This is a genomic window from Magnetococcus sp. PR-3, from assembly GCF_036689865.1.
Taxonomy (GTDB): domain Bacteria; phylum Pseudomonadota; class Magnetococcia; order Magnetococcales; family Magnetococcaceae; genus Magnetococcus.
On the sequence record NZ_JBAHUQ010000009.1, the window covers coordinates 103,593 to 124,519 of the forward strand.

Sequence of the window (20,927 nt, forward strand, 5' to 3'; positions counted from 1 at the left end):
GGAAAAATTGATTAATCTATGTGCTGTTTTGCGTGACCCACCCTTTTTACAAGGGTTGCAGCCCCTGCCAGATGCATCTGTATACGTCTGTTGCCAGGGATTGTGTCACGTCAAGCCTCTGGGGAAAAGTCTCCATGAGGTCCAAATGTATGTATGTTAAAGAGGCTGCACCAACCGTTGTTGATGTAGCATTCTAGACGGATGACTCCTTTCACGAAATGAGGAAGACCGAAGCATGGCTAATAAGGAAGCGGTAAATAAAGTTCTGGGCATGATCGACGCCAACAATGTGCGCTTTGTTGATTTTCGATTCACCGATTTTAAAGGCAAGTGGCAACACATCACTGCCCCCGCTCGTATGTTGACCGAAGAGGTATTCGAGTCCGGTCTCGGTTTCGACGGTTCCTCCATTGAGGGCTGGTGCGAAATTAACAACTCCGACATGGCTTATGTTCCCGATCCTGAATCAGCCGTGATGGACCCCTTCTCTGAAGATGCAACTCTGATCCTCAGCTGCAACATCATCGACCCCTTCACCGGTGAAGATTACAGCCGTGATCCCCGCTCTGTTGCCAAGCGTGCTGAAGCTTACCTGAGCTACACCGGCGTTGCCGACACCGCTTATGTTGGCCCTGAAGCTGAGTTCTTCGTGTTCGATTCCGCCCGTTTCGGTACCGACATGAACCACGTCTTCTATCATGTTGACTCTGAAGAAGGTGCATGGAACTCCGGTAAAGATTTTGAAGATGGTAACTACGGCCATCGTCCTGGAATCAAAGGCGGCTACTTCCCCGTACCTCCTGTAGACTCTCTGCAAGAGATGCGTAACGAGATGTCCAACCTGATGGAAGAGATGGGTCTGGTCATTGAGTTCCACCACCACGAAGTGGCAACCGCCGGTCAGTGCGAAATCGACATGCGCTTCGGCACCTTGTTGCATCAAGCTGACAACATTCAGAAGTACAAGTATGTTGTTCACAACGTTGCCCACCAGTATGGCAAAACCGCAACCTTCATGCCTAAGCCTTTGGCTGGCGACAACGGTTCCGGCATGCACGTACACGTTTCCTTGTGGAAAGATGGCAAGCCTCTGTTCGCCGGCAACCAGTATGCCGACCTCTCCGAGATGGCTCTGCACTTCATCGGTGGTATCAAGAAGCACGCGAAAGCACTGAACGCTTTCACCAACGCTTCTACCAACTCCTACAAGCGTCTGATCCCCGGATTTGAAGCACCTGTACTGCTGGCTCACTCCAGCCGTAACCGTTCAGCTTCCATCCGTATTCCGGCTTCCAACAGCCCCAACGGCAAGCGTTGTGAAGTTCGCTTCCCTGATCCTTCTGCTAACCCTTACCTGGCTTTTGCAGCTCTGGTTATGGCTGGCATGGACGGTGTGGAGAACAAGATCGATCCAGGTCCTTCCATGGATAAGAACCTCTATGACCTGCCCCCCGAGGAGCTGAAAGACATTCCTCAGGTTTGTGGTTCCCTGCGTGAAGCACTGGAAGAGCTGGCCAAGGATCGTGAGTTCCTGACCAAGGGCGACGTGTTCTCCGACGACCTGATCGATGCTTACATCGACATGAAGATGGAAGAGGTTTATGCCATGGAGCATTGCCCCCACCCCATCGAGTTCGAAAACTACTACAGCGTTTAAGCTGCAGTATGGTAAAGGGGCCTGCCGCTGCAGGCCCCCTTCAAAACGCCGGTCTTTTAGACCGGCGTTTTTTTTGGAGGTCACCCTCATGCCTTGGCAACCCGTTTGTCTCTTGATCTGGCTTATCTATAGTTTGCTGCCTGGACAGCTGCATGCCAAGCCTCTAAACAGCGCCGTGTGTGTGGGTATTGAACCACCGATTATTGAGATTATTCCTGTGCCGGTGAAAGCGGTACAAGCCCAACGTCTATCCCGTGAACAGATCGCCAAACGCGCAGGTCGTAAGCACCTGCGGGGTTATACCCACACTCAGTTTTTCTACGCCCCCCGCTATCTCTATGGTATGGCGACCCAGCCGGATCAACAGATCTGTCTGTATGTGGCAAAACTGGCTCTAACCATTGGCTATCATAAAACAGAGATATTGGTGGAAGACCGTTATCCCCCAAACAGCTGTAACAGTTTGGTGGTCAAAGCCCATGAACATCAACATGTTGATATCTATAACCGGGCACTGTCACAAGCTTTGACGGGGTTAAAGCTTGCGCTAACCGAGCGTTTGGGGCAACTGATTATTCGTGCGCCTAAAGCCACCCTTCACACGCAGCAAAAACAGATTGAAAAACTCATAAAACAATATGTTAACCAAGCATCTATGGGTATTATCCATGAAGCACGGCGACTCAACGGGCAGATTGATACCCTGAAAAGTTTTCAGAAGCTCCATCAACAGTGTGAAAACTGGTAAGCTTGTGTGCACCCTTTAAACAGACAGGGGTACACAAGGGTGCTGTCCACCACCCTTTTTTTTATCAAGCAATAACGGTTTAAGGATCATTATGTACGGGTTACGTTTGGCGCTTATGATACTGCTTGTGCTGTTTTTGTGGGTACCCTATGCCCAAGCAGCTTCCTGTGCCAAGCCACCACGCCCCACAGTATTGGTCAACGCCTCTAAGGCTAAACCACTTAATATTAAGCGTATTACCCGCTCTTCACTTATCCGCAAAGCAGGCATGCCCTATGTACGGGGCCTGACAACGGTGAAAAAATTTAACCGTTACCAGTTTAAGTTTGGCTTACAGAACCAGCGTAACGGGACACTCTGTCTCTACGTGACCAACCTGACCATGGCGGTGGGTTATAAGGATACTCAAGTCTATATGGACAACAGTTATCCACCAGGTAGCTGCGAGTTCCGGGTTATTAAAGCCCATGAATTAAAACATGTACGGATTTATAACGACTCGCTACTTAAAGAGCTGGGGCAGCTGAAACGGAGTATTCAACACACCCTCTCCAGCTTGACCCAACGGACCAACCGCCAGAACCTAAAGCGCAGCCAGGTGCGTATGGAGCGTAAAGTTAAACGCTTGGTACAGAGCTCTTTTAAACGTTTGCAAAGAAAAGCCAAACTGGCCAATAACCGTATTGATACCCGCAGCGCCTACCAACGGGAACAGCGCAAGTGCCGTAACTGGTAACCCCCTACGTATATTCCATCAAGTCCCCTCCCCCTTTAACCGATGAATAGGCTAAAGGGAAAACCAGCCTATGCTAAAGAGGACCGCCCTGCCTACAGCAGGAGAAGAGTTCCCACGGTTTAGGCATTAACGGATAAGGGAAAAGGGGTTAAGGTGGAACATACCCAAGCCTATGATGATCTCATTGACCAGGCCCAACACGGGCTGGAAGATCTTGAGCATATAAACACAGCACCACGCACAACCTGTTCACTGGATGATGCCCCACCGGAAAACTGGGTGGGTATGGCCGACTATGTGCTCAAGGGCAAGCGCCCCCCCGCCAAACGCGCCAAGCCCTCGCTACCCGATGAGCCGGCCCCAGATCGCTGGGTGGATATGCACACCTTTGCACTGGATGGCGTGCGCGCCCCTGAAAAGAGTGTGGATGAGCGAGACTTTTTGCCCGAATGTCTGCGCAACCCCCCACCCCCACCCGAGCCCCCACCGGAACAGTCCATTACGGTTTTTGATGCCCTTGCCCAGGTCTATCAAGTCACCCGCATGGAAGAAAGTGTGGTGTTCCGCACCCTGAACCAGCTCTCCAACAGTTGTCAGGAAGAGCTGGAGCAAGGTCAGCGTGATGAATCATCCGCCTCTCAGTGCCAAGCGGATCTTAAAGCTGTCTCTACCCGCTATGCAGGCAAGGTTGAGGAGATCTGTGATTGGTATATGGAAACCTACTTCCGGGATATTCGTAACCCCGGCGAGATCGGTTGATCAGGAGCCTGACCATGAAAGTTCTGGATCAACACACCTTAGAGGATCTCTTTGAACAATCCTCTAAGCGGGATCGTAAGCGGGCCAACCTGAACTGGCACCCGCAACTTGAGGATCCGATCCAACGGATGTTCAACGCCCTCCAGCCTGGCACCTATGTTCGCCCCCACCGCCATGATAAAGATCGGTGGGAGAGCTTTGTGCATATCTGCGGTCGAACCATTCTGTTAACCTTTGATGATGCTGGGCAGGTACTGCAAAGAACAGAGCTGAGCGAGCGTGAAAACCGCGCGGTAGAGATACCCGGCGGTCAATGGCATACCCTCCTCTGTTTGTCGGCCAACACCATGGTCATGGAAGTAAAAGCTGGACCCTACCTCCCGACTCAGGATAAAGATTTTGCACCCTGGGCCCCTAAAGAGGGGGAACCCCAGGTAAGTGACTGTTTAGCCTGGATGACCCACGCCAAACCTGGCGCACGTTTTCAAATTATTTAAGCGCAAGCCCCCTATCGGGGGGCTTTTTTTAGCTGGAGCAGAACAGAATAGGGAACCACATCCCTACAATCAGGCTCCAATATCAGTACATATGCCCATTATTATGCCTTTAAGGAGCTTAAAATCATGATCCTCATAACTGGAGCCACAGGCTTTGTGGGCCAAGCGCTAATCAAACAACTTATCTCCGACGGCTTGCAAGTTAAGGGATTAGCTCGACACCCAGAACAGGGCCAACCTATGGATGGGGTGACCTACCTACCGGCCGATATTGATGAACCCAAAACCCTAGAGCAAGCGATGGATGGGGTGACCTGTGTCATTCACTTGGTGGGTATTCTCGCTGAAAGCGGCAAACACACCTTTGAACGGGTCCACCACCAAGGCACCCGCCATGTGGTCGATGCCACCAAAAAAGCAGGCATTAAACGCTATATCCATATGAGTAGCCTAGGCACCCGTAAAGATGCCGTTGCCCAATACCATCAAAGCAAATGGCATGCAGAGAGTTATGTCAGGGAGAGCGGGTTGGACTACACCATCTTCCGTCCCTCTGTCATCTTTGGTGCTGAGGATAACTTTGTAAACCAGTTTGCCCGTATGATCCGCTTCTCTCCAGCCGTGCCCATTTTGGGTAATGGCCAATCTAAAATGCAGCCGATTGCGGTAGAAGATGTGGCCACCTGCTTTGCCACCGCGCTGAGCAACCCCCAGACCATTGGCCAAACCTATGAACTGGGCGGCCCCGAACAATTGACCTTTGAAAAGATCATGGAGACTATTTTAGAAGCCTTGGATAAAAAACGTTTTAAACTTCACCTACCCTTTGCGCTACTTAAGCTTGAAGGGAAGATTTTTGAAATGATCTTGCCCAACCCGCCCCTGACCTATGATCAAATGCTCATGGCCCAAGAGGATAACATCTGCCAAGCGGGTACCGGCATGCCCGAACCTTTTCAGTTCAACCCCCTCCCCTTTGCAGAGGGCATCCGCCGTTATCTACCATAATATTCTATCACTTTCAGGGGGCTAAACGCCCCCTGAAGTGAATATAACCAAACCTAACACGCTTTCTTGGCCAACACCGCCCTTCGCCAGCCTATCCTCGTTGCACAATACCTCATAGAAACAGTACTTTCCCCCCATGCTGACCCATAAACCTTCACCACCATGTAATATTTTGCTTAACACACGTCACAATAGGTAACCAAACACTCTTTTTTGCAAGAATATATATGCAAGCACCTAAATATAAAGCACTTCTAAATCCTGCAAAAAAGCAGCCTTAACCCTTGTTAATATAAGGGTTTTTTAATACGGACAAAATCAAACAATGCACTTTCCTGCAGCGCCTAAATAAGGTAATACTTACATAACATTCATCAAATTTTTTGCCATTCCATAGGATCTACCACCGTTAAGAGCGGTTGGGGAAAACCGGAAGCGGCGCCCCTGCTTTAAGGAGTTGCGACAATGAAACTCAATCCCTTACCCCTCCTGGTTGCGGGCCTGGTCTGGCTGGTCAGCAGCAGTGCCTGGGCCGCCCCTTTTCCAGCTGATTGGGCCAGCTGGCATCAAGCAACCACCCCCCTCACCCAAATTGGGGCTTTGCCTGGTTGTGAAGCCGATGTTTCGGCGTTTCCCCCTATTTATCAAGAGACCGTCGCCACCTACTGCAACGTTAAACCAGGTGGCCCGGGTAAAGTGGGTATTCTGATCAGCCCAACTGCGATGGATGCCTTTAAATCCCGCCAAGGGGGGTTTAAGGATGGTCCACAGATGATTTTGCATCTACAGGATCTCAAAGTGCTGTTCCTCACCTACTACCAAAATGGTCAAGCCGAGTATGCGGTATTTACCGAAGATGGTAAGGACATTACCGCGGCTTCAGGTCCGCTCTCCGCTGAGACGTGCAAAGTGTGCCACACCGGATACGAGGCCTTTTGTGTCCATGGTCAGTGTGGCCAAGCCAAATAACCGTTTAACACCGTTATAACCATCTTTGAGCATTGGCTTTTATGGGGGACAGACCCATGGGGTTTGGCATAAAATCTCTACCCGGCGTGGTCATGGGCGCGGCACTGGTGCCACTGGTCATTGCCCTGATCATTGTCAGCACCTTTCGCTACCACCATGATCGGGACAGTGAGCAGCAGCGCCTGTATGAGACCGCCTATATCTCTCTGGCCCCCATAAAAAGCCAGGCAAGCAACGCCATTAATGGCGCTAACAGCATGCTTTTGCGTGCCAAAAATGCTCAATTACTGTATGCGGCCAACCCCAACCTTATTCAACTTCGTTTAAAGGGAAAGAGCCAAAAAATTCCCGCCACCCCTTTTGCCCCAGAACAGCCCCCAAAAGCTATGTCCCAGCTCTACCACGCCAAAGGGCAGAGCAAGCTACCCTGGCCACAGCAACCTCAAATGGGCATTCACTGGGATCTTAAGGGCTTTACCCTGCACATTACCGAGCCCCTAAAAGATGTAAAAAACGGGGGGACCATTGAAGCGATCTTCCGGGTGGATGATCTGCGAGATGTCGGCAGCCGCGTGTTGACCAATGTACTCCTGGCCTCTGCGGTGGCCTTGCTCTCGGCACTGGCGGTGATCTTTTATGTCGGCTGGCGTTTACGGCGTAACGCCTGCGGTATGGTTGAAAAAATCAGTGCCATTGCTGAGACCTTTGCCCTGCACCAGCGTATACCCGATCAACACCTGCGTGAGTTTAAGCAGATCTCCTTAAGCATCAACACTCTTCTGGATAAATTTCAGACGGTTGTGCGTTCCGTTATCTTGCAGTCAGATACCATTGAGGCGTGTGTTAAAGAGCTGGTGAACGTTAAGGATGCCCTGGACGAAGATACCCAAAAGACCGACCAAGTGGCGGTTAATGTGCACACAGAGAACCAAAACCTTGGGGATAAAATTCACCATATTGGTCAAGCTGTGGGGAACGCCCTAGCCAGCTTGGAGCAGATCGACCGTTCCACCGGCAACCTGTCTGGGGATATTGACCAAATCGCCAACCGGGCCAGTGGTGCCCAACAGAACATGACCGTTATGGCGATGGCGGCCCAGAATATGTCGGGGAATATCAGTGGTGTACGGGAGAGCTTGGACCATGTGAACCAATCGGTCTCGCATGTGACCAGCGCGGTTAACCAGATGGATCAAGCACTGGGCGCGGTACGGGACCGCAGTAATCTGGCCAATGAGCAGGCCAACCATGTGGAACAGATTACCGGCCAAGCGGCGGATGTTATGAAAACCCTAACCAGTGTCTCACAAGAGATTGGTAAGTCGGTTAAAGTCATCAACAACATTGCAGAACAGACCAACATGCTGGCCTTGAACGCCTCGATTGAAGCGGCAGGTGCCGGGGAGGCAGGCAAAGGTTTTTCTGTGGTTGCCAATGAGGTAAAAGAGCTGGCGGGTGAGACATCCAAAGCCACACAGATGATTGCCAACCGGGTTGAAGCGGTTCAACAAAGTGTGAGCACAGCCAGTTATGCGGTGGGGGAAATCACAGAAGGTGTACAGGAAATTCGCCGCGCCAATGAACAAATCTTTGACTCTGTCGAGGAGCAAACCAGTGCCATTGGTGAGATCGTCGCCTCCATGCGCTCGGTGGATGATGCCACCAATGAGGTTACCCATAACGCCGAAGCCCTGGAACAGGCTGCACAAGAGGTGGTACAGGTCTCCCATGAAGGGGCGGATAGTGTAACGGCCATTGCCAACATCACCACCACGGTGGTTAAGGATAGCCAACAGGTTGCGGAAGAGACCCGCCGTGCCCGTAAGCTGGTGGAAGATATTCATGATGCCGCCCAACATAACGCCCAAACCTCTGAAACCGTTCATGGACAGATGGCACACCTGTCCAAATTGGTCTCCTATATTGGAGGATCGGTTAACTACTTTGTGCTGCTCTCAGAGGTTATTCAGGGGACATCCCTTGCTCTTAAAGATGCCAAAGAGGGGCTCGACGCAGGCACCCCACCCTTTGCCATTGGGGATGTCAAAGGTAGCCACCTTGCTTGGTTAAACACCTTGGAGAGCATGATCCATGGACGGAGCGAGGCCAAACTGGGGGTGATCTCGGATCGTCATCAATGCGGCTTTGGCCAATGGTACGATCAACAAAGCGCCGAGCAATTTAACGACAGCGCACTGTTTAACCAAGTGGATCAAACCCACGTAAAGATCCACCAGTTGGCCCACCAAGTGACCGAGACCCTGGTTCAACAAAAGGATGTGGATCAGGCGACCAACCTGGCCAAAGAGTATCACCAGTTGTGTGATCACCTGTTTGAGCAGCTGGATAGCCTTTATCTAAGTGGCCGCAAAGAGTCGTAAGCGCCCCTACCCTACACCGCCCCCCCTGTAAACCATACACGGTGGCGGGGGTTTCACCGACCTCTCCAGCCCATGTCCGGCTAAAAGTTATCCACAGTTTTATACAGAGCTGTGGATAACTTTGTGGATAACTGCGCCCAGCCTAAACATACCAACTCAGCCCCCATTTCCATTTTTTTTCCACACCCCAGGGGAGAATTCCCCAGCTTCTGTGGAAGAGGCTGTGGAAAACTCTTGAAGAAACAAGCTAACCATCTGTTTTTAAAAGGCAGAGAACTTTTTGCCTGTTTTTTAATCACCTTGCAAAAACGAGGGAAAATCCTGTTTTTCCACATCTTTTCCACATCTTTTCCACATCTTTTCCACAGTTATCCACAGGCTGTGGATAAAGCTGTGGATAAAGTTCTTGAGGCGGGAGGGTTCCCCCCCGAATCGGCAGCCACAAGCTTTTACTTTAATCTTTTTATAGCAACACGTTAGGCAACAGGCACGGCCAGTAACTGGCGGTTTTCAACATCCACCCCTGTGATCTTAACTGTCTGCAATTGCCCCGGTTGTGCTTGGGCATTTGCCACGGCGACATCCAGAAAAGCATCGGTTTTGCCCAAAACCAGCCCCTTTTGGTTGGTTTGCTCCACCAACACACGTTGGGATGTCCCTACCCGAGCCTGGGCAACCTCTGTCCACACCTGTTTGCCGACCTCGGCCAACTGTTTGGCCCGCGCTTTAATCTCTTGATCCGCGACCCGGAAACGGCGGGGAATCTCTGTTGCGGGGGTATCTGGTCGATCGGAGTAACGGAAGATGTGCAGCAGGGGAATTTGCAACTGCTCGATCAGGTTACAGCTCTGCTCAAAGGCCTCTGTGGTCTCGGTGGGAAAGCCCACAATGACATCAGCCCCCAACACTAGCTCTGGTCTAACGGCCCGCAGACGTTGAACACGATCGATCAGCGCGGCCCGGTTACTGCCCCGGTGCATGCGTTTAAGCACCATATCATCCCCAGATTGCATAGAGAGATGCAGATGAGGGCATAAACGAGGTTCCCGCCCCATAAGGGCCACAAACGCCTCATCAATATCCATAGGGTCGATGGAAGAGATACGGATACGGGGCAGATCTTTAAGCGTGAGCAGTGTTTCCACCAGCTGGGCCAGTGACCACCCCTGCCCCAGCTCTCGCCCATAACTGCCCAGGTCAATTCCCGTTAAGACCAGCTCTTGGTAGCCCCCCTGTACAAAGGTTTGGGCCTGATCCTTCACCCATTGGGGGGATTGAGAGCGGGAGGCCCCCCGCACCGAGGGGATTAAACAGAAAGTGCAGCGTTTATCACAACCATTTTGCACCTGAACAAAGGCTCTGGCTTGCCCTTTAAAGGCATCTGGAGAGATCAACGGGCCATCTGGGGTTGGGGCATCCTCTTCGGTTAACGGGGTCCGGTCCATGGGGGCGACATGTTGGCTTGGCTGCTGGGGTACCTCTTTGGCATCCAGAATGGCCAGCTCTTGGCGGATCCCTTTTTTCTCCTGGTTACCAAAGACCAGTTCAACACCGGGCAGGTCGGCCAACACCTCTGGATTACGCTGGGCATAACATCCTGTCACCAGAATACGGGCACCGGGGTTGTCCCGTCCGATACGACGGATCTGTTTACGGGCCTGGCTATCGCTCTCAGCGGTCACGGAACATGTGTTGACGATAACCACTTGTGGGGTATCCCCCGCTTCTGCGCGGGTATAGCCTGCCTGAGCGGCTTCAGCCTGCATGGCGGCCCCTTCAAACTGGTTAACACGGCAACCCATATTAATGATTGAGAGTGGTTTTTTTGTATCTTTGGGGTCATCCATCTTGACGAAATGTCCCTATTGACCTAACGTTGAACCAACAGGCAGCCATGAGCTGCCTTTTTCTTCCCTTTTTTTGCTACAGCGGGCCATACGTACCATGTCTTCGGCGCTGCGCAACGGTTTTTCCCCATTTGTACAGAATCTTCTGGATGATCTGCACTGGATTGTGGGTCCCATCTATATGGTAGGTGGTGGTCTACGGGACAGTCTGCGTCACCGGTTTACGGCCCATGAGCTGGATTTGGTGGTTTTAAAGCCTCTGGATCAGTGTCGTGAACTGTTACAGAAGGCTGGTTACCACGCGGTGGTTCAGGGGCAACGACCTAATACTCTTATTCTACCGTTAAAACGGCAGGAGCCCCCTAACAATATTAATATCGCCTGCTGCTGCGGTGGCGTAAAGGCGGATCGTGGTATTGAGGAGGATCTGCGTCATCGTGACATTACCGTAAACGCCATGGCCTATACCTGGCCGGATGGCCCGGTCATTGATCCTTTTAACGGTGTTAAGGATCTGGAAGAAGATCGCATTCGCCTGGTGGATGGTGAAGCGACGGTTCGTGAAGATCCTTTACGTGCTTTACGTTTTTTCCGGTTTATTATCCAGTTGGTGGGTGAGCCTGACCCGGAAGATCTTAATGCGGCTGCGCGGACCACCCTTTATCAGGTACAGCCTGAGTTACTGCGGGGAGAGACTGACCGTATACTCTCGTTACCTTTACGGGACAAACGTAGTCAGCACTATATCTTTGAGTTGTTTAAAACACCACTGGGCAAGGATCTTTTACCGGAGTTTTCTCCCCTGAAGGCTTTTCCTGAGATACCGGGCTCTAAAGAGACGGTTTGGGAGAATGCGCTTAATACCATGTTATTGCTCTCACCTCCACAGGGGGGGGAGGAGATCTCCTTACTGGATTTACGTTGGGCGGCTTTGCTTCATCAATTGGGCAAACCGGCTGCGGCCCGTTGGGATGAGCATGGTTTGGTGAGTGGTTATGGTATTCATCGGGATCATTCGGTTAGGCGTAGTGCTAAGGTTTTACAGCGGCTTGCGTTTACCAAGCGTCGTCAGCGGCGTATTTTGACGATGATTCAGTATATGGAGATGCCGTTTCCGCCTGGTGAACGTATGTTGCGGCGTATGATTAACCAGAATGTACCGATTGAGGGTGTGTTTCGGTTATTACGTGCTAAAGCGGAGGCGACCCATAGCACGGTTCAGAGCGACACACAGATCCACGATACCTTTCAGCACCTTATGCGTCGCTGCAAGCAATTACGAGAGCGTTTAAACGCCCCTGCACCTGAGGAGTTAAATCTAACGGGGGGGGATTTAATTGATATGGTTCGTGCTGAGCCGGGTCCATGGATTAACCAGCTTCAGAACCATTTGGTTTTGTGGATTCAAAAAGATCCTCGTCGCAATCAGCCTGAGCGTTTGAGTGAGGAGGTTCAAAATTGGGTTGTGAATCATCCAAATTTGGATCAGATTGCGCCGGGCTCGACCTTTTAGTCTCAGGTAAACGGGTGGTCTATATGTGACTTGCGGGTCCAGGGGCCGCGGCCTCTGGTGGGTCCAGGGCGAAGCCTGGCAGGTCCAGGACGGCGTCCTGGTGGGCCACCGGCCCAAGTTCTTTTCCACTAAGCGTAAGCCAAGCGCTCACTTCACCGACTTTTCCAAGCCTCGTATCCGGTACTTGGATCGTACACGACAGCATCCCCACCTACCGCACGTTAAAGCGATGGGATACGAGGCTTTACTAGCGATGTGAGCCCTTTCGGGCGAACGGGCGGTCACCCATGACAGACTTGGAATATCCTCCCATGACCCCGCTTATGCGGTGTCCGACATGCCCCCAGACAGATGATAACTCCCACCACGACCCAAGCAGACATCCCGCACCTGTTGGATCAAGCCTCGTATCCGGTACTTGGGTTGTACACGACAGCATCCCCACCTACCGCACGCTCAAGCGATGGGATACGAGGCTTTACTAGCGATGTGAGCCCTTTCGGGCGAACGGGCGGTCACCCCATGACAGGCTTGGAACAGCCTCCCATTACCCAACCTATTGAGCCCTTTCGGGCGAACGGGCGGTCACCCCATAACAGGCTTGGAACAGCCTCCCATGACCCCGCTTATGCGGTGTCCGACATACCCCCCAGACAGATGATAACCCCCACCACGACCCAAGTAGATATCCCACCCCTGTTTTTTCCAAGCCTAGTATCCGGTACTTGGATCGTACACGACAGCATCCCCACCTACCACACGCTCAAGCGATGGGATACGAGGCTTTACTAGCAATGTGAGCCCTTTCGGGCGAACGGGCGGTCACCCATGACAGACTTGGAACAGCCTCCCATTACCCCGCTTATGCGGTGCCCCGCAGACAGATGACAACCCCCACCACGACCCAAGCAGACATCCCGCAGCTGTTGGATCAAGCCTCGTATCCGGTACTTGTACCATACACAACAGCACCCCCACCTACCGCACGCTCAAGCGATGGGATACGAGGCTTTGCTCGCGATGTGAGCCCTTTCGGGCGAACGGGCGGTCACCCCATGACAGGCTTGGAACAGCCTCCCATTACCCAACGTATGAGCCCCTTTGCACGAATGGGAGGTCAGCCATGACAGGCTTGGAACAGCCTCCCATTACCCAACGTATTGAGCCCTTTGCACGAACGGGCGGTCAGCCATGACAGGCTTAGAGCGCACCGTCCCAAGCCCACAGGGGATGCCCAACCAAGCGCCCTACCCCATACAAACAGGATTACAGGGCATATCCATCGATCAAAACAAGGCACGGTTTTACGGTTACTTCGACACCGCTTAAAGCACATAGACTCAAGGCAAAAAGAGAGGGCAACCGAGAACCGAGCGGCACCTTATGTTGGATGCGTACGGGCCCCATTGATCGTCATGCGCAACCGTAACCAAACGTTGGACATACCGAAGAAGGTGGGATGCATGCATTTTCCCCCCTAAGAGAAAGCGGGGCAGACACAACCATATAGACCCCAGATCGCCCCGCTCTTAATCTTCTTTGATTGAGCGGGGCGATCTAGGCATGCGCCGTTTTACACCGTCATCAAGCTACGTTTGGTTTGGCGCTTTTCCAACGATGAGGAGAGTAAATAGTCGGTCACCACCTGAAGCGCCTCTTCCGGGGTATCGACAATTTTCACCAAGTTCATATCTTCTGGGCTGATGTTGCCCTCCTGCCCCAGCATTTTTTCACGAATCCACTCCAGCAAACCGGACCAGTAGTCAGAACCGTATAGCACAATGGGAAAACGCCCCAGCTTACCGGTTTGCTCCAAGGTTAGGGCCTCAAAGCACTCATCAAGGGTACCAAAGCCACCGGGGAAGATGATGATGGCATCCGCATACTTAGCGAACATGAGCTTGCGCAGAAAAAAGTAACGGAACTCAAGGCTAATATCCTGATGGGTGTTGGGCGATTGCTCAAAAGGTAAGGAGATGTTCAACCCAACCGAGCTTCCGCCACGTCCATAACACCCTTTATTGGCGGCCTCCATAATACCTGGCCCCCCACCGGTAATAATGGAGATCCCTTTGGAAGAGAGTAAGGACGCAACCTTCTCAGCGGCAATGTAATAGGGGCTATCCGACTTGGTCCGGGCACTGCCAAAGATGGTAACGGCCGACTTATTACCCAATTGGCGCAGTGTCTCAATACCTTCAACCAACTCAGCCTGAATACGCAGTACTCGCCACGCTTCTGAAGTGACAAAATCTTCTGCCATGGTGTTTCCTCCCTGAGAATGAAAGCACACCTTTTTTCGCCCGGTGGTGTGCCCACCTGTTTTTTAGTTTTTATCCACTGGGGGTACGCATTACATGATTGTGCCTAGAAAATGCGCCCAAAACCCATATTCCTTTTTTAACCTTACAAGCATCTTACAGACATCAACAAACCAGCACCTAAAGACACCAAACAAACGATGCAAGCCCCCTAAGCACGCTGCCCAATGGTTTTGCGACTGCGGCGTTCATCAAACCAACCGATCACTCGGCTACTCAAATAGCCGCCCCTGTTCACCAGGGCGGGCAGGTAACCGGTTATGCACCTTTTGTTGGCCAGAGTGCCACCAACGCCACCCTTCCAAGAGCGGGAAATAGAGCCCCAGACGGACTGGACGATTTTCCAACGCACCTAAAATGAGGGCATATTTTTCCAACTGCTGCCGATAACGCACCACCTCATTATCCAAAAAACCATCCACATCCCGACCGGCATGGACAGAGGTTTTATAATCAATAATCCAGCGGACGCCCTCTTCATCAACAAAGGTTCGGTCAATAATAATGCGGATTAAGCGCCCCTTAAGCACACCGGTCAGATCTTTTTCACAGGCCGCATCCACATGACGATCACTCAAGATCCAACGGCCCAGATCACTGGCCAATGCCGCTTTTAAGGCTTGCACAACCCGCCTCGCAGTCTCCTCAATACGGTTTTTGGCCAAACCCAACGCAATCAACCGTTTTTCAATGGCGACGTACAGTTTTTCTATCCGTTTAGGGGGCCACTCGGCCAACCCTTGCTGGGCCATAAGCTGTAGCCATTCGTGGGTGACAATACCGGCCATACGGGCAGGTTCCCCGGCCCAATCATAGCGGGGCGGGTCCCCTTCCGGTTCAGCCACCCCCTCTTCCTTAGATACCTCAAAGGGGGGTGGAGGTTCCGGCAGAGCCCAATTATCCGCCAACCGCATAAGGGTTTGTGGCCAGATAGGACGAACCCTCTCTTCTGGTTCTGGCGGCGCCGGCGGGGCTTCTGGCTGGGGGGGGTGCATGGTCTGCAAGGTTGGCCAAAGCATGCCCAAGGGTAGATTAGGCTCAGGATCTTTATCCTTCTCCGGCACACTACCTAAGAGATGCAAGTGACCACGGGCCCGCGTGGCTGCCACATAGAGTAAACGCCGCAACTCATGGCGCTCTTGCTCACGCTGTACCCGACGTAAAAAGGCAAAAAGAGGGGCCTCTTCATCCATGGATGAAGGAATAGGGGCCACCAACAGTTGGCGCTCGCCCCCCCACTCGGTGCGGTGGGTCCGCTCCCACATCTCCAACAAGGGGCGCTCCTGAACCTTACCCCGCCGCCCCAACGCTGGCAGCAAGACGGTATCAAACTCCAACCCTTTGGATTTATGAATGGTCATTAACTGCACCACGCCTGGCCCTGCCTCAGCCCCCGCCGCATACAGACGCTGCAAACGCCCCTCCAAGGCGGGCCAATCGACCGCCTCTCCCGTTGCCTCTAACTGTTCCAACAGCAAAAAATAACGGCTGGCATCGGCCATCGCTTCAGCATGGCCCGCGGTGGCGGGGCCACCGAGGGCATGCCAACACCCTTCAATCCAATCCCGTAACGGCTGGCGACCTTGCTGCGTTAAAGCCGCTTTAAGCACCTGAACCATACGGGTTAAACGGGCCCGACTTGTGGTGGTGAGCTGGGATAAACGGGTTTCGTCACACAGCGCGGACCATAAAGGGGTCTGGCCACCCTGCCCTTGGGCGATCATGGCCATTTCAGCCGGGTTTAAACCACACCAAGGCGCCCGCAATAGCGCCAACCACGCCACCCGATCGGCGGGCTGATGTAGGGCACGGGTCAAACACCACAGATCCTGCACCACCGGGCGCCGCTCCAGCACATCGATCTCAACCGCCTGGAAAGGGATACCTGCGGCACGCATAAGCGGCACCAAAGCTTCCAGGTGGGGTCGGGCTCTCACCAGTACAGCCAAGGAGCCCTCGGGTTTGTCTGCCCGTGCTTGCTGGATCAAACGCACCATCTGCGCGGCCTCCCGCGCCTTCTCCTCCGGGCCTGCCTGAACCGGGTGCCACTGTACCGCTTCACCCGCCTCATGGTCATGAAAAGCCACCGAAGCATGGTAGGTGACCGCACCGAGATCACCATCCTCCTGCTCAGGGAACAGGCGGGTAAAGGCGCTGTTCACCCAATCCACCACCCCCGCCGCCGAGCGAAAGTTCACCTCCAACTGCAAGGGTTGCAAAGGGAGCTGCCCCAACCCCTGCTCACGCACCTGAGCAAACAGCGCGACCTCCGCTTTACGGAAGCGATAGATAGACTGCATGGGGTCGCCCACCAAAAACAGCGATCGGCCATCGTCTGGCTCCCACCCGGCGGTTAACTGCTCGAGCAGCTTGATCTGTAGTTGAGAGGTATCCTGAAACTCATCAACCAGCAGATGTTTGAGCTTGTAGTCCCAGACCAGGGTTAAATCGGTGGGGTTATCCGGCGTGCCCAGCGCACTGACCGCTTGCAAAGAGACCTCCGCAAAATCAACCGCGGTGGCCTGGGTAAAGATCAAACGCAAATGGGCCGCAGCCAGTTGCAGAACAACCCCCAACGCATCCAACACCGCCCACTCGGCCTCACTGTAACCGGGCTCTGGCATACTTTTAACCCCATGCAGCGCCTCATTAAGAGTGGGGTCAAAGCGTTGTAGATTCTCCAGCAGCTCCAACAGGGCCTGTTTCTGTGCCTGTGCGTGCTGTTTTTCCTCTTTATTTTTAAAACCACTGGGGGCGGGTATGCCGATTTTTTTGGTCAGAGATTTCCGCCACCCCCCTTGCTCGGTGATCAGCAGCTCTGCCAAACCGTGCCACAACGGCAGATCATGGGCCTCATGCCCCGGAAAGTCTGTCACATCCTGCCAAGCTAAGAGAGGACTACCGCTCTGTTCCGCCACATGGTCAGCCGCATAACGGGCCAACCCCATGAGCTGGTGTTTTTGCAGGTCATTAAACCGTTGCCCCAACCCCTGAAGCTGCCCCTCTACCAAGTGCCACAAGGCCTCTTCCAACACCTGCCGGTCCAGCCCCCCTTGACCCTCTAGATGGTAGATCCACTGATCCCGCCGGGCCAACATCTCTACAAGCAGTTGTTCAGTACGGGGAAAATCAAAATCCCGATGGCTTAACAGTTGCCATACCGCTTGGTAGCGGGGGGAGTCCTGGGGTTCTTTAAGGTGGGTTTCCAGACAAGTCCGCGCCGCTTGGCGGTAGAGTTTTTCTGGCTCGTCAGAACGTTCAAATCCCCCCCCAAACCCGGATAGTACGGGCATTTGACGGGTTAAACGGCTGGAGAGTGCATCAATGGTCATCACCGCCAAACGCTGAGGGTTGTGGCGTAACTGCCACCCCTGCAAGCGGTCTTGCTGCAAGGCCGCGCAAGCCAGTTCATAGCGCTGCTGCTCAAAACCATGGGCTGGGGCGACCCCCCGATCAGCCTCCGCCAATGCCTCAATAATACGTCCGCGCATCTCTGCTGCGGCTTTTCGGGTAAAGGTAATGGCCAAGATCTGTTCCGGCTTCTCCACCACTGCCAACAGCCGTAAAAAACGCTGGGTTAACAGCCCGGTTTTACCTGAACCTGCGGGCGCTTGAACAATAAATGAGCCTTCAGGATCTAACGCCTGGCTCCGGGCCTGAGCATCAACCAACACCATCTGGCACCTCCCCCTGGCTGAGCTGATCTTTACGGCACAGCGGACTTAAATCACAATAACTACACCCTTTTTCCCCCTCATTGGGGTCTACAGCGACCCGGCCGGCCAAAAAATCTTCGACCAATGTCGTCAGGGTTGTGCGCCACTGAGCCAGCATGTGGGGCCAGCTCTCGACATCCAACTTAGCCCGCCGATCATCCCACCCTTTTAATCCGGGAATAAGGTCTGCCTCTTCGGCAATCCCAATCCAGGGTTGATCACCACTGCTGGATTTTAATGAGGCAAAGGCCAACCCTGCGACATCCGCCACATCCGGGGCCAGCGTATACAGGGGCAACTGCGGATCTTCAGGCCGCGCCCCCTGCCACACCCGACTGTTGGGCTTGCCCGACTTATAATCCACCAACAGATGCCGACCATCCGCCAGCCGATCTAACCGGTCTAACCGCAAGGTTAACAACGCCCCAGCAATGGTTAAATTTTGCTGCTGCTCGGTCGCCTCCACCACAAACCCTGGTGGGCGGGCCAGCTCAACCTCAATCCAACGCCCCATTAAACGCTGTAGACGCTGTTTTTCCAGATCCACAAAACTGGCCGAACTGGACCATTGCGAGAGCGCCTGATCCACCGCTTCATCCACCCAAATCTGCCGCTGAGCCTGCCCAGCGGTGCGAAGATTCTCTTCGGTTTGAACCTGCATCCAAAAAGCCGCCAACATGGCATGGGCCAAGGTACCCCGGCGCATACCATCAGCCCCTGGCGCCGTCACCTCCATCGCCTTGGCCCTAAGGCGATATTTAGCAAAAGCCTGAAACGGACAAGCAGCCTGGGCTTTAGGTAGCGCAGAGCCACCCGGCAACGGCGTGTCAGGTTCTTGGGTTACCTCTGAACCTTGCGCGCCATCATAGGTGTGCCACTGAGCCGACTGGGCAATATGCTGAGCATCCAATAGATAGTCCGGCTCAGTACGGGTATCCAACGGTAGTTCGGCAAACAGCGGTGAGATCTGAAAATCCCGGTCCCCATCACTACGGCACCAGCTTACCACCATCTCCTGTGCTGATTGGTTAAGGCGTTGGGTAATTTGGCGGGCAAAGGCCAGCTCACGTTCTGCCGATGCACGGGGCATCTGCTGGGTACGCTGCAGCGTTAAAGGTAGAAAAGGGTTGGGCATGGGGGCGGGTGGCCACACTTCATCACGCATATCCAGCAACCATAAGGCATCAAAGGACTCCCCAGCTGACTCCAACACCCCCATGACCCGTACCGGTGCTTCCCCCCCATCGGGTTGAAAATCTCGCCGTTGGGCCATACCCTGCAACAGACCCAACGCGGCATCCCAAGAGAGCGCAGGGGCGGTATGTTCCAAGGCGGCCCACTGGGTGAGCAGATCTGCCCAAGCAGTTACCGCCTGATACTCCCGGCTGTTCAACGGCCGCGCCTGGGTCCCCCCCGGCCAGCCGACCTGTTCCAACCACTGGCTAACCCTTGCGGCCCAACGGCCCAACGGCAGGGCCTGCGCCATCGCCCCCTCTGGCTGTTGTAGCTGGCGCAGTTTGCGGTACCAACTGTTCTCCACCATCCCCTGCTGTTCCATGATCTGACACATCTGATCACGATCCAGCTCAAAACAGCCCAGCCCCCGGAGTGTGGCCTCCAACCGTCCCCGCCAGTTGCGCTGTTTCTGTTCATCATGCCCGCCCAAATAGGGGGAGCGTAAGAGGGCCGCCCAAACCGGGGGCTCCACCGGGCGATGCATAAACTGCAACATGAGCAGGGCATCGGCAACCACAGGAGCATGGGAGAGAGAGGTCCCGCTGGAGATGTTAACCGCCAACTCAGCCGCAGGCTTGTCTGGACGTACTGAACCTGGGGTTAAGACCGCCGCCAGCAGACGGGCAATGGCCCCGCGCAACTCAGGCAAGTTGGGCACCACCACCCCAATATTGCGGCTGCCCTGCTCTAACTTATGCCGCACCCAACAGGCCATGGCCAATAGCTCTTGCTGCTGATCGGCATAAATACGCTGGCCACACTGTTGGGGGGGGACCGTCTCGGGTTGCCACTGAGAGACCCGAACCCCCTTATTTTGGAGAAAATCTAAAAATTCATGAATTTGTGGCGATATCTCATCAAACCCGGCCAAGATCAACTGCTCAGGGGCCGACCAGGTTTCACCATCGGCCTGCAACCTCTGTGGTAGCTGCTGTAGATCCAACAGCCCCTCCTCTTGCAAGCGCTGCTGGTAAGCGGTAATCCACTGCAACAACACTTGGCTCTCCGGCTCAGGCTGCTGCCCCAACTGTCTTAAATCCACACACCATTGGGCCATCAAGCCCCAGGCCTGTCTGGCGGCATCCGCCGCCCCCTGGGGGGAGAGCAACCCCTGCCCGACCTCTGACTGCCGCACCACCGCAGACCATAACAGACGCTCCTGCTCGCCATTAATCAAACGTGGCAGGTTCTTTTTTTTGGCCGCCACCACATGGCTGGCCACACTCTCGCGCCAACTACGCTCCAGCCAAGCCCCCCAAGCCAATAGATCGGGGGTGGGCCAAGCGGTTAAGCCTGCGCTCATCTTGGCTTCCCCATGGCGGTGACGCAACCAGCGGGATAAACGGCGGTTAACCGTCACCACCACCGCCCCCTCATCCAGAGCGGTAAACAGTTCGCTCTCTCCCACGATCAAAGACAAACCCCTTTTCTCATGGGTACGATCGGCCAAGCTGGCATTCATGGCCAAATCCCTCTATGCTCTATTTTTGATATATTAACCCACGGCATGCTACTGATCCTTATGTATCACATACAAAA

The 20,927-nt window shown here is 53.7% G+C and carries 14 protein-coding genes; 10 read left to right on the top strand and 4 right to left on the bottom strand.

Translation table 11 applies throughout. The annotated features are described in order from the left end of the window. Positions 1-235 precede the first annotated feature (235 nt). From glnA to V5T57_RS07610, 9 genes are all read left to right on the top strand, one after another. Positions 236-1,657, top strand: a complete 1,422-nt coding sequence (glnA, locus tag V5T57_RS07570; protein WP_332890580.1) for a type I glutamate--ammonia ligase — start codon at positions 236-238, stop codon at positions 1,655-1,657. An 88-nt stretch (positions 1,658-1,745) separates the two neighbouring features. After that, entirely contained in the window at positions 1,746-2,405 is a 660-nt protein-coding gene (locus V5T57_RS07575) for a hypothetical protein (RefSeq protein WP_332890581.1), read from the top strand. Between the two features lie 91 nt (positions 2,406-2,496). Beyond that, positions 2,497-3,141, top strand: coding sequence for a hypothetical protein (locus V5T57_RS07580; RefSeq protein ID WP_332890582.1), 645 nt, complete (start codon positions 2,497-2,499; stop codon positions 3,139-3,141). A gap of 153 nt (positions 3,142-3,294) precedes the next feature. After that, the gene (locus V5T57_RS07585) at positions 3,295-3,900 is read left to right on the top strand and encodes a hypothetical protein (RefSeq protein WP_332890583.1); all 606 of its coding nucleotides are present in this window, start codon (positions 3,295-3,297) and stop codon (positions 3,898-3,900) included. Between the two features lie 14 nt (positions 3,901-3,914). Further along, positions 3,915-4,397: a WbuC family cupin fold metalloprotein gene (locus V5T57_RS07590; protein ID WP_332890584.1), complete on the top strand. Its 483-nt coding sequence runs from the start codon at positions 3,915-3,917 to the stop codon at positions 4,395-4,397. A 126-nt stretch (positions 4,398-4,523) separates the two neighbouring features. Then, entirely contained in the window at positions 4,524-5,405 is an 882-nt protein-coding gene (locus V5T57_RS07595) for a complex I NDUFA9 subunit family protein (RefSeq protein WP_332890585.1), read from the top strand. A 465-nt stretch (positions 5,406-5,870) separates the two neighbouring features. Further along, the gene (locus V5T57_RS07600) at positions 5,871-6,374 is read left to right on the top strand and encodes a hypothetical protein (RefSeq protein WP_332890586.1); all 504 of its coding nucleotides are present in this window, start codon (positions 5,871-5,873) and stop codon (positions 6,372-6,374) included. A gap of 56 nt (positions 6,375-6,430) precedes the next feature. Then, the gene (locus tag V5T57_RS07605) at positions 6,431-8,755 is read left to right on the top strand and encodes a methyl-accepting chemotaxis protein (protein WP_332890587.1); all 2,325 of its coding nucleotides are present in this window, start codon (positions 6,431-6,433) and stop codon (positions 8,753-8,755) included. Positions 8,756-8,878: 123 nt separating this feature from the next. After that, positions 8,879-9,235: a hypothetical protein gene (locus tag V5T57_RS07610; RefSeq protein ID WP_332890588.1), complete on the top strand. Its 357-nt coding sequence runs from the start codon at positions 8,879-8,881 to the stop codon at positions 9,233-9,235. Here V5T57_RS07610 and mtaB read toward each other — a convergent pair. Beyond that, on the bottom strand, positions 9,232-10,602 hold the full coding sequence (gene mtaB, locus V5T57_RS07615) for a tRNA (N(6)-L-threonylcarbamoyladenosine(37)-C(2))-methylthiotransferase MtaB (RefSeq protein ID WP_332890589.1): 1,371 nt from the start codon (positions 10,600-10,602) through the stop codon (positions 9,232-9,234). The two genes, V5T57_RS07610 and mtaB, sit on opposite strands and share 4 nt — an antisense overlap. A 97-nt stretch (positions 10,603-10,699) precedes the next feature. Between mtaB and V5T57_RS07620 the strand changes: the two genes are divergently transcribed. Continuing rightward, on the top strand, positions 10,700-12,115 hold the full coding sequence (locus V5T57_RS07620) for a tRNA nucleotidyltransferase/poly(A) polymerase family protein (protein ID WP_332890590.1): 1,416 nt from the start codon (positions 10,700-10,702) through the stop codon (positions 12,113-12,115). A 1,573-nt stretch (positions 12,116-13,688) separates the two neighbouring features. Here the strand turns inward: V5T57_RS07620 and V5T57_RS07625 are convergent. The 3 genes from V5T57_RS07625 to V5T57_RS07635 form a co-directional block, all read right to left on the bottom strand. Next, a complete protein-coding gene (locus V5T57_RS07625; RefSeq protein WP_332890591.1) occupies positions 13,689-14,378 on the bottom strand; it encodes an LOG family protein in 690 nt (229 codons plus the stop codon). A gap of 270 nt (positions 14,379-14,648) precedes the next feature. Beyond that, on the bottom strand, positions 14,649-18,113 hold the full coding sequence (locus V5T57_RS07630) for a UvrD-helicase domain-containing protein (protein ID WP_332890592.1): 3,465 nt from the start codon (positions 18,111-18,113) through the stop codon (positions 14,649-14,651). Then, a complete protein-coding gene (locus tag V5T57_RS07635) occupies positions 18,100-20,850 on the bottom strand; it encodes a PD-(D/E)XK nuclease family protein (RefSeq protein WP_332890593.1) in 2,751 nt (916 codons plus the stop codon). The genes V5T57_RS07630 and V5T57_RS07635 overlap by 14 nt, the downstream gene beginning before the upstream one ends. Positions 20,851-20,927 lie beyond the last annotated feature (77 nt).

What these genes read in the sequence shown, in the direction of transcription:
- glnA (WP_332890580.1), top strand. Translation starts at nt 236, where the DNA reads ATGGCTAATAAGGAAGCGGTAAATAAAGTTCTGGGCATGATCGACGCC.
- V5T57_RS07575 (WP_332890581.1), top strand. Translation starts at nt 1,746, where the DNA reads ATGCCTTGGCAACCCGTTTGTCTCTTGATCTGGCTTATCTATAGTTTG.
- V5T57_RS07580 (WP_332890582.1), top strand. Translation starts at nt 2,497, where the DNA reads ATGTACGGGTTACGTTTGGCGCTTATGATACTGCTTGTGCTGTTTTTG.
- V5T57_RS07590 (WP_332890584.1), top strand. Translation starts at nt 3,915, where the DNA reads ATGAAAGTTCTGGATCAACACACCTTAGAGGATCTCTTTGAACAATCC.
- V5T57_RS07595 (WP_332890585.1), top strand. Translation starts at nt 4,524, where the DNA reads ATGATCCTCATAACTGGAGCCACAGGCTTTGTGGGCCAAGCGCTAATC.
- V5T57_RS07600 (WP_332890586.1), top strand. Translation starts at nt 5,871, where the DNA reads ATGAAACTCAATCCCTTACCCCTCCTGGTTGCGGGCCTGGTCTGGCTG.
- V5T57_RS07605 (WP_332890587.1), top strand. Translation starts at nt 6,431, where the DNA reads ATGGGGTTTGGCATAAAATCTCTACCCGGCGTGGTCATGGGCGCGGCA.
- mtaB (WP_332890589.1), bottom strand. Translation starts at nt 10,602, where the DNA reads ATGGATGACCCCAAAGATACAAAAAAACCACTCTCAATCATTAATATG.
- V5T57_RS07620 (WP_332890590.1), top strand. Translation starts at nt 10,700, where the DNA reads ATGTCTTCGGCGCTGCGCAACGGTTTTTCCCCATTTGTACAGAATCTT.
- V5T57_RS07625 (WP_332890591.1), bottom strand. Translation starts at nt 14,378, where the DNA reads ATGGCAGAAGATTTTGTCACTTCAGAAGCGTGGCGAGTACTGCGTATT.
- V5T57_RS07630 (WP_332890592.1), bottom strand. Translation starts at nt 18,113, where the DNA reads ATGGTGTTGGTTGATGCTCAGGCCCGGAGCCAGGCGTTAGATCCTGAA.
- V5T57_RS07635 (WP_332890593.1), bottom strand. Translation starts at nt 20,850, where the DNA reads ATGAATGCCAGCTTGGCCGATCGTACCCATGAGAAAAGGGGTTTGTCT.